The organism is Bacillus sp. GM2 (assembly GCF_056155945.1).
Window position 1 is genome coordinate 275,281 of the sequence record NZ_JBRKSZ010000007.1, and the last position, 15,370, is coordinate 290,650.

Sequence of the window (15,370 nt, forward strand, 5' to 3'; positions counted from 1 at the left end):
TTAGAAAAGTGATTGTCAAAAAATAAGCGATTCTGTAAAATGAAAAACAACCCATAAAAAGGAAATGACATGGGAAGAAAGGAAGGATAAACGATTGAAGACAAAAATTGCGTATGAGGAAGTTGCGGGAATGCTTAATCAATGGTATGTCATGATCAAGCGTCACGAAGTATCACAAGCGGTCTCGATTAAATGCGACATTGAGCACCAGCTGCCGAATATGGAAGAAAATCAAGATCTGCTTCTTTATTTTAATCTTTTAGACTATCGGCACAAGCTGCTGACAGAAGAGTTTGCCGCTTCCAACAAACTGTTCGAGGATATTCAGGAGCAAAAAGCCGATATGCAAAGCACAGATGACATGATTGAATATTATTATTTCTTTTTCGCTGGCATGTACGAATTTCATAAGAAGGATTATACAAATGCAATCAATTATTATAAATTAGCCGAGGAAAAGCTCAGGACAATCCCCGATCAAATCGAAATCGCCGAATTCCATTACAAACTGGCTATCGCCTACTATCAAATCAAACAAAATTTCCTTTCCTTAAACCATGCGAAAACAGCTCTAAAAACCTTCAAAGCACATGGTGATTACATTCAAAAAGCGATCAGCAACGATATGCTGATCGGGGCAAATAAACTCGATTTATTTCGTTTTGATGAAGCCGAACAGCATTACAAGCAAGCCCTTAAAGACGCGGCACTGATCAAACATCATGTCCTCCTCGGCATGGCTCACCACAACTTAGGGTTGAGCTATGTCAATCGCAACCTCCTCACATTGGCTGAACATCATTTCAAAGAAGCGCTGCTTATCAAAGAGCATGAAGAATCGGTTTACGGCATCCATTCCATGTTTGAACTGACACATGTGCTGTACAAATCAAATGTTGTCAAAGAAGCACGCAAATTGTATGAAAAAGGATTTTTCCGTGCGGAAAAAGCAGGAGAAAGGGAATATTTGTCGAAATTTAAACTTATTCATGCTCTGTATGATGAACAGGATCCACTTACGGTTGAACATGCTTTAGAATATCTTAAAACGATCAATCTCTGGACGGATGTAGCGGAATTAACATTTGATATCGCACTTTACTATAAAGAAAATGGAGATGCAGACAAAGCTGCCGAATATTTTGAAGAATCTCATCATGCAAGAGACCAAATTCTTAAAAGAACGGAGGAGTTAAAGTGAAAAAGATGATTGCCGTTGCGTTGACTGCCGTCTTTGCAAGCCTTGTCGTTTTAAGTTTTTCGTCTCAGCCGAAGGGAGATGCCGAGTTTGCCGGCCGAGCCATTTTTCTTGACGATAAGCCGGCTCAGCTGATGGCGGGCAGAGCGATCTTTCTCGACAGCTTTGACGGAAATTCGCCAGCCGCCTGACAAAACACCGCATAACCCTGCTTGTCACCGGACAAGCTCTCTTCGAAAAGCGCCGCCAGCGGCGCTTTTTTTATGAAAGCAAATATAACCGGCGTCCCTGCAAATCGCTTGCGAAGATTAAAAATATGAAACACATGACAGGAATGGCGCTCACCGGCTTTTGGTCGAATCCTATTGAAAAATCTGCCCGATTTATAGTGCTTGTCATTCTATAAATCCTTATAATGGTCTTAACGCCAATGTGAGGCATGCCAATAGACAGATTGCAGGGGAAATTCTATACTGAACAGCGCAATTTAGCATGTAATCATTTTTAGGAGGGAGCAGCATGGAAGTCTTTGAAGAATATTTAGCGGGAATTGATCATCCGGAACATCGTGCCCGGATGGAAGAAGTATTGGGTTGGGTAGCGGAGACATTTCCAAATTTAACGCCGAAAATCGCTTGGAATCAGCCGATGTTTACTGATCACGGCACATTTATTATCGGCTTTAGCGTCGCGAAAAATCATTTGGCTGTCGCCCCTGAAAGCGCTGGGATCGATCGTTTTTCTGAGGAAATTGTGCAGGCCGGCTATGATCATACGAAGCAGCTTGTCCGTTTCCGCTGGGATCGTCCGGTGGATTTTTCATTGCTTGAGAAAATGATCGAGTTTAATATTGCGGATAAGGCGGACTGCTCGACTTTTTGGCGGAAATAAAAAAGCGCAAAAATAAGGGGCATCCTCTCATGAAGGCGAGAGAGCGCCCCGAAAGAAAAACGCTGTTTATCTAAAACTCCAAGGTTTCGCGCATGTACGCGGCAAACCTACCCATTATGATGCTTATACATCCAAAGCAAGCCGGATTTCAGCAGGCGAGGCACTCTGCCGATCAACGGCCGTTCAGCAACTAAACCGAAACCGGCTTTTTTGCCGAGCGACCCGAGGACGCCTTTCAGCTTGAATTTCGGCATTGTTTCAGGAAGAGGTTCGCCTTTCCAGCGCAGTTCAAGCACTTGGACGATTTGTTCCGCCTGGGCTTCGGCCAGCTGTGCGCTCGGCGCGTGAGGCAGGCTTGCACAGTCGCCGACAACATAAACGTGTTCGTCTCCCGGCAGGTTATGGTGCGGCGTCAGGACGACGCGCCCTTGCGGATCTTTTTCCACATCGAGATCCCGAACGATTTGATTCGGCTGTATCCCCGCTGTCCAGACGATGGCGTCGGCTTGGATCGGGTCGTCATGATTGTAGACGATGCCTTCTTCCACCTTTGTAATATTGGCGCAGTTGATAATCTTGACGCCGTGCTCTTCAAACCAGCTTTGCACATATTTGCTCAAACGCTTCGGGAAGCTCGACAAAATTAATTCTCCCCGGTCAAAAAGGATGATGTTCAAATCTTTTCGGCTTTCCCTCAGCTCGCTCGCAAGCTCAACGCCGCTCAGTCCTGCCCCGACGATCGCAACGGTGGCTTCCGCATTTAAGTTGTTGAGCGCCTGGTACGTGCTGCGTGATTGATCGATTGTCTGAATGCTGTAGGTATGTTCAGGCGCCCCGGGAACGTTGTGATATTTATCTTCACAGCCGAGTCCGATGACGGCGTCATCATAGGATACCGGCTCCCTGTCATGAAAAAAAACCTTTTTTCCTTCCAAATCAACAGACGAAATCGTCCCGTATTCAATCTTTAACTTCGGGTGATCCGGGAAGGACACTCTGATATGATGATCGGAAATCGTCCCCGCAGCCAGTGCGTAGTACTCCGTTTTTAAACAATGGTAAGGGTTTCTGTCGATTAAAGTGATCATCACATCATCTGGCAGCTGATTAGGCAGCAAACGATGAATGATGCGCATATTCCCGTATCCGCCGCCGAGCAAGACTAAATTTCTCATTGGTAATTCCCCTTTTCCCCTCAGATTAAGAAACTCACCTTTTACACTGCAAAAATAAAAAACTATGTAAATACCCTCTAGAATTATATCTAATTTGATGTAAAATCACAATATTTCTCGGGAAAATAACCTACACTAACGCCTAGAATCGATAATTAGTAAAACTCTTTAAAGTATTAATATGTTACAAAAGCTTTATTCTCCAGCCTTAAACTTTGACTAATGAAACGCATTTAGGGTACGATAAAAAAGGCGATGTGAGGTGAAATAAAGTGTTTCCAATCGTTGAGTTTTGCGTCAGCAATCTTGCCCAAGGTTCTCAGGAGGCAAAGGAAATATTGGAGAAAGATCCGAATTTGGATGTCGTTGAATACGGCTGCCTGAGTTACTGCGGACAATGCATGCAGACGATGTATGCTCTTGTAAACGGAGAAATGGTGACAGCGAATAATCCGGCTGAATTGGTCGAAAATATATACAAGTTCATTGATGAAAATGAACTCATTTAAAAACGGGGTCATCTTGGTGATCTCGTTTTTTCATGCAAAGCCTTTAAATGAAAGGGTTTACATAAAAAGAGAAAAAATTCGTGAAAATTTTTGTGGACAGGCCAATCATTAATTGATATCTTAATAAAAGTTTAAATAATAATAAGAGGTGTGGTCATGAACATTTTATGGGGACTTCTTGGTATTCTGGCGATTTTCGCGATTGCTTTCCTGCTTTCCGAGCATAAGAGCAAAATTAACATAAGAACGATTTTAATCGGTTTGGCGATCCAGCTCCTGTTCGGATTCATCGTTCTCAAATGGGAAACGGGGAGGGAAGCGTTTCTTTGGTTTACAAAAGCCGTTCAGCATCTCGTCAATTATGCGAATGAAGGCATCAGCTTTCTCTTCGGGCCTCTCTTACAAGTAGGCGACAGTGCTGCCTTTGCTTTAAGCGTTCTTCCTGTTATCATCTTCTTTTCATCTCTGATTGCAGTTCTTTACCATTTAAGAATCATGCAAGTGATCATCCGCTTCATCGGCGGCGGATTGGCAAAACTGCTCGGAACAAGCAAAACGGAATCTCTTTCTGCAGCTGCCAATATCTTTGTCGGGCAAACTGAGGCGCCGCTTGTAATTAAGCCGTTTATCGCAAACTTAACAAAGTCAGAGCTGTTTGCCGTTATGACAGGCGGACTCGCTTCAGTGGCCGGTTCTGTTTTGTTCGGTTACGCCCTTCTCGGGGTTCCTCTCGAATATTTGCTTGCAGCGAGCTTTATGGCCGCACCTGCGGGCTTGATTATGGCAAAAATGCTCATTCCCGAAACGGAAAAACCGAAAATTGAAGAAAAAGATATTCAAATGGCTGAAGACGAAGACGCAGCAAATGTCATCGATGCCGCGGCAAAAGGGGCATCAACGGGTCTCTCTCTTGCGTTGAATGTCGGCGCGATGCTGCTTGCTTTTGTTGCTTTGATTGCCGTTTTAAACGGAATTCTTGGAGGAGTCGGCGGATGGTTCGGCTTTAAAGACCTTTCACTCGAATATATTCTCGGCTATGTATTTGCCCCGCTCGCCTTTGTCATCGGCGTGCCATGGGATGAAGCGGTCCAGGCCGGAAGCTTTATCGGTCAAAAGCTCGTTCTGAACGAATTTGTCGCTTATTCCAATTTTGCTCCGATGTTTGATCAGCTTTCCGTCAAAACAGCTTCGATTATCAGCTTTGCGCTGTGCGGTTTCGCAAACTTGTCTTCTGTGGCGATTTTGCTTGGAGGACTTGGAGGAATGGCGCCGAACCGCCGTTCCGATATCGCCCGTCTCGGCTTGAAAGCCGTTGCGGCCGGAACATTGGCCAACCTTTTAAGCGCGGCGATCGCCGGAATGTTTATCGGATAACATGATAAAAGCTCCCTGCAAATGAATGCAGGGAGCTTTTATGTATGAAAAACGGGGGATAGCCATATTGTATCCATCCCTTTCAGCTTTTATACTAGAAGAAAGAAAAAAATGTGGAGGCGGCTATGAATTCTTTTCGTTTTACTAAAATGCACGGCTTAGGAAACAGCTATATATACGTCAATCAGTTTGAAGAACATCTCCCTGAGGAGCTGTTGTCGGATTTGGCCGTCAAAGTGTCTTCCGTTTACACCGGAATCGGTTCAGACGGAATGATTCTGATCTGTCCTTCAGATCGAGCGCCGGTTAAAATGCGGATTTTCAACAGCGACGGATCTGAAGGCAAAAACTGCGGAAACGGTTTGCGCTGCGTTGCAAAATACGCGTATGAACATAAACTGGTAGAGGAAACGTCCTTTTTAATTGAAACCCTTTCAGGCTTGGTAAAGGCTCAGGTTGAGGTGGATGAAGGAAAAGTTGTATCGGCTACGGTCGATATGGGCGAACCGCGACTTCTCAAATCAGATATGCCGATGCGGGGTGAACAGGGTTCAGAGACGATCAATGAAAAGATGATATTCGGCGGCCGTGAAATGAAGGGTACCGCTGTATCCATGGGCAATCCCCACATCGTCTTTTATTTAGACGATATTGAAAAAGCCCCGCTGACGACGATGGGACCGCTCATTGAAAAAGATGAAAGGTTTCCGGAAGGGGTTAATGTAGAATTTGTTGAAGTTGAAAACGAAAATGAACTCCATTTCCGCGTATGGGAAAGGGGATCAGGAATTACCCAGGCTTGCGGAACAGGCGCCTGCGCAGCCGCAGTTAGTTCGGTGCTCAACGGCTATTCCAAACGGGACACGGACATTACCGTCCATCTCGCCGGCGGCGATTTGATCATTAATTGGAAAAACGACGGACGCGTCATGATGACGGGACCCGCTGAAACGGTATGTGAAGGCGAGTTTTTTATATCATAAGTCGGTCTGTTTGAGAAATCGGACGTGCGACTTTATAATAAAGGTACACATGAGCTTTTAGGAGGTGTAATCTCATGAGCGAAAAAACGGTCACGGTTACGGAAGCGGCTGCTCTTCATATCAAGGATATGATGAAAGAGCATGAAGAGGAGAACGCATTTTTGAGAATCGGAGTAAAAGGCGGCGGATGCAGCGGCCTGTCATACGGCATGGGTTTTGAACATGAAAAAAACGAAGACGACAATGAATTCGTCCAGCATGGAATCACAGTGCTTGTAGACCAAGAAAGTCTGGATATCATGAACGGTACGGTCATTGATTTTAAACAATCGATGATGGGCGGAGGCTTCACCATCGATAATCCAAACGCCATCGCTTCATGCGGCTGCGGATCATCATTCAGAACCGCAGCGAATGCGGGGAAGCCTGAAGAGTGCTGACGTTCAGTGAATCGATAAGTTAGACGAAGGGGTTACGTATTTATCCCGAATAGGATTGCGTATACAACCCATTGGAAATCGCATATCTACTCGTTTATAAAACGCTTCTTTACGTATTTAACCGTACGTAAGGAGGCGTTTTTATTTTGTCGGAAGAACGATTAATTCGAAGAAGACGGAAGGCTGATAAGCGTGCGAACCCGCCTAGCAATATCCAACCGATGGAGCTAGCCCCGGCGTTTAACTACTTCATGAGTGCAAAAATCGGCGAAGGAATTCGGGAGCGTACGCAAACAGATTATTCGAATACGTGGAGGTATTTTACGGATTGGCTATACGAGGAGAATTATAACGTTAAGTATGTGCACGAAATTACTACAGAAATATGCCGCAGCTATATCCTTTATTTAACTGTCGAAGCTCCGCGGTTTAAAGGCCATAAATACATTCAAAATGATCAAGGCAAAGGGCTCTCAACCACGACAATAAACATGCGGATACGAGCGTTAAAGGTTGCGTTCAATTTTTGGTATAAAGAAGGCTTCGTTCGTAAAAATCCGATGGATAATATTCGGTGTCAAAAGGAAGATGAGGATAAAATCGAATCTTTCACAGATGAGCAAATCGAGGCCTTATTGGGGGCGTGTGATCAACGTACATACGTCGGTTTCCGTGACTATGTTTTTCAATGGTGCCTGTTAGATACTGCGATGAGAATTAATGAATTACTGTCAATTGCTCCAGAAGATATCGATATAAAAACTAGGTCTATTGAGCTGGCTGCCCGTTTTAATAAAAACAGAAGAGCGCGAATTGTTCCAGTGTCAGCAGAGACAATCAAATTACTCCATGAATTAATCGATGAGAATAAGGCCCACTTTCCTTACGCAAAGAAGGTGTTTCTGTCGGTTTATGGTGAGGAAGTCAAGGACACGCAGATGAACAAACGTTTGAAATATTATGGGGATATTACGGGCGTAAGTAAAGAGATACGAACGACTGCGCATACATGGCGCCATACTTCGGCAAGAAATTATATATTAAACGGTGGAGATCCTTATACATTAATGCGTCTACTCGGCCATAGTTCCGTTGCGATGACGCGTCGATATGTGCAGATGACGCCTGAGGATGTTCGGATTAAACACGAACAGTTTTCGCCGATAAAGAAATTTCGAACTAAATTAAGATAAAAAACACACAAAAAAAAAGACGACCACCCGTCGGAAATAAATTCCGATAGATAGCACGCCATACCCTACGTCTATCTTATCGAAAAAAAGCGTTCCAGTCAACGCTTTTTTGAGTGCGCCTAATTTTCCGATATGGGTCGGTACGTCTCCAAGGGGAGAAAACCGAATGTACACGAAAGAATCCGCTAAAATGGCGTCTTTTCGTTCTGTAGACGAGCTTAACGGCGCCATCCGTTCGCATATATACCGCAATAAATCCGATCTAACGCCTGCCGCAATCGAGGTTCTGAAGGTATTATCGCGTCATGCCTGCAAAACGCCGGGCGTCGCGTACTTGAAACTACAATCGATCGCGGATCTAATCGGCCGGCATCGTACAACAGTTATCCGGGCAATCAAGCGCCTAGTAGACTGTGGCATCATTCGCAAGGAAACGAAATTCCGGCCGGTATCCGGTGGCAACGGCGCCAATATGTACGTGATTTTGCCGGCTGATAATGGCGATGCTACTCCGCAAATGCAACTCCGCTCGACATCGGACAAGCCGACGGGGGAAACGTCTGAAGTACCGAAAAGTAAAAGCGAAACTGTTATTTCTAAAAGCGTAAATAAATTACTACGTAATACGTATAGCGCGTTTAAAGCTGTAGTCGAATCGTTTATGAGCGATCGGAAGCTAACGAATAGGCTATACGGCATTTACCTTGTGCATACGTCGTTTTTAAAAGGCGCTTATGATTCCGATACGCTAGAAGAAATCGGCCTACATGCGGTGCGTCAGACGTTCATTGCGACAAAGCGCAAGCACATTCGGAATCTTGCCGGCTATTATAACGGCGTGCTTGACCGAATGTTAGACCGACTATATGAAACACGTTTTGATGAGTTGACGCGTTCCTAACCGGTAAACAGAAGGACAGGACGTCGTTTCGGTTCGGTTGACTCTGCGGATGGGCGTGCGATTTCGTACGTTAGTGAGACGGGTAGGTCTTCGAGAAGATCAGTCTTACTGTCGCAATTTGAGACAATTAACTCGTACCTCTGAATTAACCTGGTTGCTGCGGTTATTTTAATTCCTATAGAGTGCAGCGATTCTGAAACGAAAACAGCAGAAAATTAGACGCTTTGACGACTACCTATACGCTAGCTTCCGACAAGCCGCATGGACGGTAAAAGCCCGTGAAAATCGCGTTAAAAACGTTGGGCTATTGGCGGAGTTCGAAACGTTCCTCCAAGCGGAATAGATTGAACGTCGCAAATTGCGACAATCAAACAGCTTTAATATCCGTAGAAAAGACGTTGACATACCGTTTGGATGAAGATGAAAAGAATACTGTCATTTTAAATGAGGGTATTGGAAACCCCAATAAAACGATTGTTAATGAACCCGGCCTATATTCATTGATTCTCGGCAGCCGCAAACCAGAGGCCAAACAATTCAAAAGATGGATAACCCACGAAGTCATCCAGACAATCAGAAAAACGAGGTGAATCGACATGGCAAACGAAGTTTTTCCGATAAAGTCAAAACGCGATTATAACAAGTTCATAAAGGCGCTCAAGCCGGGGCGCGATCAGTGGCTGGCGCAATTAGGCGCGGCATTCGGCCTCCGCATCAGCGACTTGCGGCTACTTAAAATCGGACAGCTTCGCGGCCAGAAGTCGATTACCCTATGGGAGAAGAAACGGAAGAAAAAGCGTGTGATCACGTTCAGCTCTTCCGTTCTCAAAATCGTTTCCCAACTCGAAGGTGATGACGATGATTACGTATTTGCCAGCCGTAAAGGAGGCGAGCCGATCAGCCGCGTCCAGGCATACCGCATTCTAAGTGACGCAGCCAAACGAGCCGGCATTTACGATAAGATTGGCGGCATCGGTACGCATACGCTGCGCAAGACTTTCGGATACCGGCTTTATCAGTCCGGCGTGCCTCTTTCGCGAATCATGGTGATTCTTAACCATTCGAGCGAGCGCGATACGGCCAAGTACATCGGGATTACTGCGGAAGAGATAGAGGCGGCATATGAGTCGATCGAGGTTTAGCGGCATACATCAGCGAGACGTGCCGGGCGGGGGCGACCGTCCAAAACTCAGGGGGTGCGGCACTACACTGCGCAACATATAACGATAGCCTGCGATCAGACGCAACGCTTTGTGCATCGCCGTTGCATGGCGCATTTATGGCCGTCAGACTCATCGGAAGTAGAAACGATGTTGCATCGACTCGCCTGACCAACGGCAGCAATACCGGTCCTATATGCACGACCTTATACATATCAACCGGCACCAGACGCAATCCTGATCGTTGATTTAATGCGGTTTATCGAATGCATAAATAACTTTCGTTTCATTGCGATAGAGAACGACTGGCGAGCGCTGTCATATCAAAGCTTTGTTCGATTGTTCAATGTAACAAAAACAGATTGTGTTACATTCGATATGCAAAACGATGAATGTTTTATTCAACGAAAGTTTTCGCTTGCGCCCGCCCCCAGGCCGCCCACCCAATCCCGCCTCATCTGCCGTTCGGAACTAGCGTGCAATTTTTTGAACTCGGAGGGTCATGACGGTTTAGGACGTCAAAATTGGCGATTGAATACAAATATAGTGGCCCCTTCGATTCTGCATTTCAAAAGCCCGTTAAATCAGCGTTTATGGGCGTCTAAATCGTCACGGAGTCCATGCTGTTGCGCAAAAAGAAAGACGCCGTCACTGGCGCCTCTATCTCGTCTTAAATCCGTTCACAAAGCCCTCTCCGTCCTTTTCTGTCGCAATAAGCTGCTGGGCGCTTTGGCTGATTCGCTGGGCAAGCGCCTGCTGCGCTTTTCCCTCGAAGCTGTAGAGAAGCGATGAATAAACGCTGTTCATTTCTTTTTGTATATCGTCTATTTTAAACTTCGGTCTTAGCGTCGTTTTAATGCCTTCAAGCTTAGTTGCGGCTGTTACTCTCATGCCCGTTTTCAGCATTTGAAGCTGATTGCGCCGTATGAAGAGGGTATCTTCTTGATCTCCGTTTAAGTTGTTGAGTGAAGCCAGTTTGTTGAAATTTTCCATTGTTTCATCTCCTAAAGTTTAAGCCAATTTGCCAGCATTTTATCTTTCGATTTAAAATTTTTTGCAATCTGCGCCAGGTATCCGCTGATGTCTTCTAAATCTGAAATCGTGTCCTTTAATGAGGCGATGTAAGCTTTTTCGGCATGAACATCGTAAAATAGCGGATTGCCTTTTTTGTCAAACGACTGCGCCAGGTTTTTCAGCGTATTGTTTACATCCTCGAGTGTCAGCTTGTCGTATAAACCGTGGCCGACTTGACGGTAGGTATCGTGCTTCAGGTCGTTGATCTCGGCGTCGTGTTCCTGATAAGCGTTTTCGGCTTCCCGTTTCATCGTCCGCAAGTCGTCGATGATCGCATTTACTTTTTGCGCGAGCTGCTTGGCAACTTCGGGTGTTACTTTAATTGCGCCACTTCCGGAGGCAACTTCCGGTGGGAGCATCGCTTTTAAATTTTTGTCATAAACGAGTTCATCGCCCTCTATATTTTGAACGTTGCCGTTTTCGTCGAAGGTAAAATTATTACTCCCGACCCAATGCGTATCAGGCATTCCTAAGATTGCGGTCTGAAAGAAATACCCAGCGTTTTGCCCGATTTGTTGGAATACATCGCCCTGCATTCTCGCCTCGCGCACCGCATTTGATAATTCAGGGTCCTTCGTATAAATTGTCGTTCCATTGTGCCGGTCATATTCGTTCCACCAGCCGGCCCCGACCATGTCATCCGGATTGATAATCGATTTTATGGACCGGTCATATTCGCCGTTATTAATTTTCTTTTGTTGCTCCTCAGAATGCAGCTTAACAATTGAGGGGCTGTTAAACGCGACGGCATAGACATTATTGTTGACCGCACTATATTCAGCCTCAGCGCCGCCAAGCGAGTGTCCGGTTGTTGAAATAACTGTCGAGGTGCCTTTATACTTTTGTTTAACTTCCCGCACCAGATCGTCAGCTTGCCCGATTTGGGACGTTTTTGTAATTAACTTGTAGTTACCGGTGCTAAGCATCGAGTCTTGTGTCGGAGTTCCGTTATATTTTCCGAGTGTTTTAGAAGTATCTTTCGCATCTTTTTCGACTATGTAGTGTTCCTTCTTTTTCGGGTCAATTCCCATTACAACGTTCCCGCCGTCAGCGTCAATAACATCCTGGAAGAATTGGCTCTTAGGATCTGTTCCCGCGAAGGCTACGACAACGTTTTCGGGATTATCTGATTTGACCCACTTGCCGTCTTTTGTTTTTTTGCCCTGCGATACAACAACCGCATCGAGTCCTGTATCGTTATCCCTTTTAATTCTTTCTACGTACCAATACGAATTCTTTTCGGTTTGTATTGGTTTTCCAGACTTCATTAGATCGTCCAACCGTTCGCGGTCGTAGGCCTCTCTATTAAGAATGAAATAAGTTTTATCTGATACATTTGGCACTTTTATGTCGTTGGTCATATACATCGCCTCTTTATTTTTGTAAAATTAGGGTATGAAAGGGTTGGTTTCTTTGAAAAAGAAAAAGTACATAATTATCCTTATTTTAATAATTATAGCAGTTGGAGGATTTATTATGAAGTATCAGCATGATCAAAAAGAAAAAGAGATTGCTTTTGTTAAAGAAGCTCAAGAACATATGGAGAAGTTTTTGTATGAAAATTACAGAGGTGTTAAAGGTGTTAGTTTTTCTGACGACTACTACATAAGTCCGATGGGGGGGATCAGGGTAGAAGGATATTTAAACGGAGATAAGGAAAGCAAATTCCAAGGAATATATGATCCTCCTAATGAAGAGATACAGTCCTATACCATCTATGATGATGAGATCGAAAAAACTAAAATTGAAAAATAGATAGCCCGCTCAAATCGAGTCGGGCTTTTGTTTTCTTCTAATGTTGTGTATTTACTTTTTATTAATGCCCTCAATAGCTTCCGCAATAGTAGACCATTTTTCAAGGCCGCGAGCTGTGTATGTACCTTTTCCGATAATCGATGCATGCACCTCATATGTAGAATTAACCTTGAACACCCGGACGTTTAACTTTCTTTCTTTAAAAAGAAGCCACTCTTGTTTTTCTTCTTCAAACATCATCTGAATTTAATCCTGTATATCCGACTTGTAAAGAATAATGTCATCTATTGTGTATGTCTTAGTTGGTGAGATGTCATTTAATACATTTAAGATCTTCTCAATTGTTTCAAGTTCTAATCTTTTGGTTTTCCCCTCGCAAAGATCCCCAATAGTTGCCGGCCTTACTTTTGCCTCAACAGCTAATTTGTTCTTAGTTATTCCTAACTCGTCCAGTATATTGTTCAAATTAAATCTAAAACCCATTTTAACAGTCCTCCATGAATTTGTTTCTAATCGTATTATACAAGTAAAACGCCAGTAGTAAAATATTTTTTGAAAAATATCTGAAAAACTCTTGACGCTTTACTTCTGGAGTAATATTATTAACCCAACGAGTTTTACTTCAGTGGTAAAGGAGAGGTCAAGAATTGAATAACCAAATTTCCAACCATCATTGGGAAGTCCTAACCGTGGATTTCGTCCTGTACGATCCGAAAACGGGGGCCATCGATTATCGAGAACCTACCGAAGTACTGCATCTTGGATCCGATATCGCGCTCGAAGTGAACGAAGCCTATCTCACGCTTTATAGGATGCGCGGCAAAGAGGGCGAATGGGAAATCGGCGAAAAGTGCGAAGTCCTGTACGATCTGCCGCTCGAATTTCCTGTCGGATTTAATTTCGGCCTAACAACCGAAGAGATCGCGAAAATGCCTGTACTCGATTTCATGCTATTTTTGGCGCAAAAAAAGGAGGAGACGCTATGAGCGAATTAACATGGATTGACGCAGGGGAACAACCGAAGAAAATGACCGTAGATTTCGTTTTTATTTATTCGGATACTGGCGAAGAAAGCCGCGAACGGGTAGATGTCTTAAACGTAGGTCGCGACTATGTACTTTATATAGACGAGGAGTGGCTCAATCTTTATCGCCTATACAACGGTCCTCACGGTTTAGAAATCGGTCAGCGTGCGGAATTGATTTACGATCTACCGTACGTCTCTGACTCGGAGATGGATCTCGAAACTATTGTGAATATGAACACGATCGAGCTGTTGGCTCATCTTGGCGGACAATTAAAGGAGGTAGTTGGAGAATGAACGTTTACTATAGAAAGACTGTTGTTGGTTGGTGGAATGTCTATCCCGCAGGCTCAGATGAATTTGTGAACCTAAACCCGGAGGAATTTTTCGCACTCTTGCCGCAAGTGTCCCGGAGAGCATTCGCAGGATGCGCCGAAATCGGCGTCACGGAAGCGCGAGAACTATTCGGTGAGGAGGTGCGGCCGGCGTGACGGAAAAATTTCAACCGCAGGCAGTAAAGCTGCATTATCACGGGGAAACATTCGATACGAAACAGGAAATACACGAAATTCCGGACGCCTGGTTAATTGCAGCCGATGTTATTGGAATGTATTCGGATGACGGGCTGGTGTTTTACAATACTGACCGATTAGAAAAAAGGAGCGACGGATACCATCTTTATGAAAACAACTATCCTCGGTTTTTTATGGTAGACACGTCAAAGGTAGGCGCAGACCTCCGCAAAATCGATGTTTCTGAACTCGCAAACATGTCGTTTCGTTCGGATTGGCTTTAATTTGGGGAGGGAAAACTATGGAGAAATTTAACGTTTCTAAAGCGGCAATTAAAAAAGCAACGACACGCCTCGGCCTATCAAAAACGCATGCACAAAACGTATTACCGAAGTATGCTCAAGGTGCCTCGTTCGTCTGGTCACTCGAATCAACTAGCGGCAGCCAGTCCGTTTATGATAATCCTCGCGAACAGGTGCGCCTGGTCATTGCGGAAAATGGAACGATTTTAGATGTTTTCCCGGCGGACTATGCGCTTCAGTCTCCGCACGCGTTGTCTGATGATGCTCTGCAATCGTTGAAAGAAGCGACACGTAACGCCTTAATTGCGAAAAGAGACGCAGTTCATCGCAAATGGTGCGAGGTAGAGGTCGACTTCCATTCGAACAGCTACGAGATTGCTAGGCGGCGGCTGGCTTTAATAGGGGCGACCGGTGACGATGAGCTGCAAATAAAAAGACGCCTGGCCCAGCTTTGCGCCGAAAACAAACGGCTGCACAACGAAAGGTCTGCTTTGAGGAAGGAAAGGACCGAGCTGGAACGCGCACTTGTGCCGTATGTATAACCCATGAACCGTCCGGCTATAAAAGTATATTCGCAGTTAATAATGAGGGGGGGGGTAAGATACGTCGATGCTTTATTTGAATGGGAAATAAAAAAAAGACGAACAGTTGCGGGAACAACTAAATCCGTCTTTAAAATTATCGAAACTAATTTGATTAAAACACTAAACATTTGAATTTAATGACCGATATTAATCTAGTAGACTATACGCATCCGGGGCCGAACGGGTTTCCGGGTGCGAATAAATAAATATTTTTTTAGATTCGACGGACATAGACTTCTTTTCTAATTCGAATCTATTTAAGTACGGGTGAAAACTTTTTTAGTTTAAAGTACAC

General features: G+C 44.6%; 21 protein-coding genes and 1 pseudogene. 17 read left to right on the plus strand and 5 right to left on the minus strand.

Going from position 1 to position 15,370, the window contains the following annotated elements; translation table 11 throughout:
- The first annotated feature begins 94 nt into the window (after nt 1-94).
- From ACVC9U_RS02260 to ACVC9U_RS02270, 3 genes are all read left to right on the plus strand, one after another.
- Entirely contained in the window at nt 95-1,201 is a 1,107-nt protein-coding gene (locus tag ACVC9U_RS02260) for a Rap family tetratricopeptide repeat protein (protein WP_044822438.1), read from the plus strand.
- Between the two features lie 5 nt (nt 1,202-1,206).
- A complete protein-coding gene (locus tag ACVC9U_RS02265; RefSeq protein WP_206696998.1) occupies nt 1,207-1,389 on the plus strand; it encodes a hypothetical protein in 183 nt (60 codons plus the stop codon).
- Between the two features lie 328 nt (nt 1,390-1,717).
- Nucleotides 1,718-2,089 (plus strand): iron chaperone, encoded by a 372-nt coding sequence (locus ACVC9U_RS02270; protein ID WP_009329525.1) that lies wholly within the window; start codon nt 1,718-1,720, stop codon nt 2,087-2,089.
- A 107-nt stretch (nt 2,090-2,196) separates the two neighbouring features.
- Here ACVC9U_RS02270 and ACVC9U_RS02275 read toward each other — a convergent pair whose 3' ends face one another.
- A complete protein-coding gene (locus ACVC9U_RS02275) occupies nt 2,197-3,264 on the minus strand; it encodes an NAD(P)/FAD-dependent oxidoreductase (protein WP_025807488.1) in 1,068 nt (355 codons plus the stop codon).
- Nucleotides 3,265-3,536: 272 nt separating this feature from the next.
- Between ACVC9U_RS02275 and ACVC9U_RS02280 the strand changes: the two genes are divergently transcribed.
- The 8 genes and pseudogenes from ACVC9U_RS02280 to ACVC9U_RS02315 all read left to right on the plus strand — a co-directional run bounded on the left by ACVC9U_RS02280 (nt 3,537) and on the right by ACVC9U_RS02315 (nt 9,806).
- Nucleotides 3,537-3,773 carry a YuzB family protein gene (locus ACVC9U_RS02280; RefSeq protein ID WP_003184941.1) on the plus strand — a complete coding sequence of 79 codons (237 nt, stop codon included), beginning with the start codon at nt 3,537-3,539 and terminating at the stop codon, nt 3,771-3,773.
- A 156-nt stretch (nt 3,774-3,929) separates the two neighbouring features.
- Nucleotides 3,930-5,147, plus strand: coding sequence for a NupC/NupG family nucleoside CNT transporter (locus ACVC9U_RS02285; RefSeq protein ID WP_003184940.1), 1,218 nt, complete (start codon nt 3,930-3,932; stop codon nt 5,145-5,147).
- Nucleotides 5,148-5,272: 125 nt separating this feature from the next.
- The gene (gene dapF, locus ACVC9U_RS02290; protein ID WP_009329524.1) at nt 5,273-6,130 is read left to right on the plus strand and encodes a diaminopimelate epimerase; all 858 of its coding nucleotides are present in this window, start codon (nt 5,273-5,275) and stop codon (nt 6,128-6,130) included.
- Nucleotides 6,131-6,204: 74 nt separating this feature from the next.
- Nucleotides 6,205-6,570 (plus strand): HesB/IscA family protein, encoded by a 366-nt coding sequence (locus tag ACVC9U_RS02295; protein WP_003184936.1) that lies wholly within the window; start codon nt 6,205-6,207, stop codon nt 6,568-6,570.
- A 146-nt stretch (nt 6,571-6,716) separates the two neighbouring features.
- Nucleotides 6,717-7,763, plus strand: a complete 1,047-nt coding sequence (locus ACVC9U_RS02300) for a tyrosine-type recombinase/integrase (protein ID WP_069500753.1) — start codon at nt 6,717-6,719, stop codon at nt 7,761-7,763.
- 166 nt (nt 7,764-7,929) lie between these two features.
- Entirely contained in the window at nt 7,930-8,664 is a 735-nt protein-coding gene (locus ACVC9U_RS02305) for a helix-turn-helix domain-containing protein (RefSeq protein WP_441390089.1), read from the plus strand.
- Between the two features lie 347 nt (nt 8,665-9,011).
- Nucleotides 9,012-9,248: pseudogene (locus ACVC9U_RS02310) on the plus strand (BRO-N domain-containing protein); the annotation flags it as partial.
- Nucleotides 9,249-9,260: 12 nt separating this feature from the next.
- On the plus strand, nt 9,261-9,806 hold the full coding sequence (locus ACVC9U_RS02315) for a tyrosine-type recombinase/integrase (protein WP_441390090.1): 546 nt from the start codon (nt 9,261-9,263) through the stop codon (nt 9,804-9,806).
- A 678-nt stretch (nt 9,807-10,484) separates the two neighbouring features.
- Here the strand turns inward: ACVC9U_RS02315 and ACVC9U_RS02320 are convergent.
- Both ACVC9U_RS02320 and ACVC9U_RS02325 read right to left on the minus strand, forming a co-directional pair.
- Nucleotides 10,485-10,817, minus strand: coding sequence for a hypothetical protein (locus ACVC9U_RS02320; RefSeq protein ID WP_069500749.1), 333 nt, complete (start codon nt 10,815-10,817; stop codon nt 10,485-10,487).
- An 11-nt stretch (nt 10,818-10,828) separates the two neighbouring features.
- Nucleotides 10,829-12,259, minus strand: a complete 1,431-nt coding sequence (locus ACVC9U_RS02325) for a lipase (RefSeq protein WP_069500748.1) — start codon at nt 12,257-12,259, stop codon at nt 10,829-10,831.
- 52 nt (nt 12,260-12,311) lie between these two features.
- On the opposite strand from ACVC9U_RS02325, the gene ACVC9U_RS02330 reads away from it, so the two are divergent.
- A complete protein-coding gene (locus tag ACVC9U_RS02330) occupies nt 12,312-12,653 on the plus strand; it encodes a DUF1433 domain-containing protein (RefSeq protein ID WP_069500747.1) in 342 nt (113 codons plus the stop codon).
- Nucleotides 12,654-12,704: 51 nt separating this feature from the next.
- Here the strand turns inward: ACVC9U_RS02330 and ACVC9U_RS02335 are convergent, their stop codons facing one another.
- Together ACVC9U_RS02335 and ACVC9U_RS02340 are read right to left on the minus strand one after the other, a co-directional pair.
- Nucleotides 12,705-12,893 (minus strand): hypothetical protein, encoded by a 189-nt coding sequence (locus ACVC9U_RS02335; RefSeq protein WP_017474975.1) that lies wholly within the window; start codon nt 12,891-12,893, stop codon nt 12,705-12,707.
- A 6-nt stretch (nt 12,894-12,899) separates the two neighbouring features.
- The gene (locus tag ACVC9U_RS02340; protein WP_017474976.1) at nt 12,900-13,136 is read right to left on the minus strand and encodes a helix-turn-helix domain-containing protein; all 237 of its coding nucleotides are present in this window, start codon (nt 13,134-13,136) and stop codon (nt 12,900-12,902) included.
- Between the two features lie 164 nt (nt 13,137-13,300).
- Here ACVC9U_RS02340 and ACVC9U_RS02345 point away from each other — a divergent pair, with 164 nt between their 5' ends.
- The 5 genes from ACVC9U_RS02345 to ACVC9U_RS02365 are packed head-to-tail and all read left to right on the plus strand — an operon-like array spanning nt 13,301 to nt 15,033.
- A complete protein-coding gene (locus tag ACVC9U_RS02345) occupies nt 13,301-13,639 on the plus strand; it encodes a hypothetical protein (RefSeq protein ID WP_069500746.1) in 339 nt (112 codons plus the stop codon).
- Entirely contained in the window at nt 13,636-13,974 is a 339-nt protein-coding gene (locus tag ACVC9U_RS02350; protein ID WP_069500745.1) for a hypothetical protein, read from the plus strand. Before ACVC9U_RS02345 ends, ACVC9U_RS02350 begins: the two co-directional genes overlap by 4 nt.
- Nucleotides 13,971-14,168, plus strand: coding sequence for a hypothetical protein (locus ACVC9U_RS02355; RefSeq protein WP_069500744.1), 198 nt, complete (start codon nt 13,971-13,973; stop codon nt 14,166-14,168). The genes ACVC9U_RS02350 and ACVC9U_RS02355 overlap by 4 nt, the downstream gene beginning before the upstream one ends.
- Nucleotides 14,165-14,473 carry a hypothetical protein gene (locus ACVC9U_RS02360; RefSeq protein WP_225315911.1) on the plus strand — a complete coding sequence of 103 codons (309 nt, stop codon included), beginning with the start codon at nt 14,165-14,167 and terminating at the stop codon, nt 14,471-14,473. The genes ACVC9U_RS02355 and ACVC9U_RS02360 overlap by 4 nt, the downstream gene beginning before the upstream one ends.
- 17 nt (nt 14,474-14,490) lie before the next feature.
- Entirely contained in the window at nt 14,491-15,033 is a 543-nt protein-coding gene (locus tag ACVC9U_RS02365; protein WP_069500743.1) for a hypothetical protein, read from the plus strand.
- The last annotated feature ends 337 nt before the right edge of the window (nt 15,034-15,370 follow it).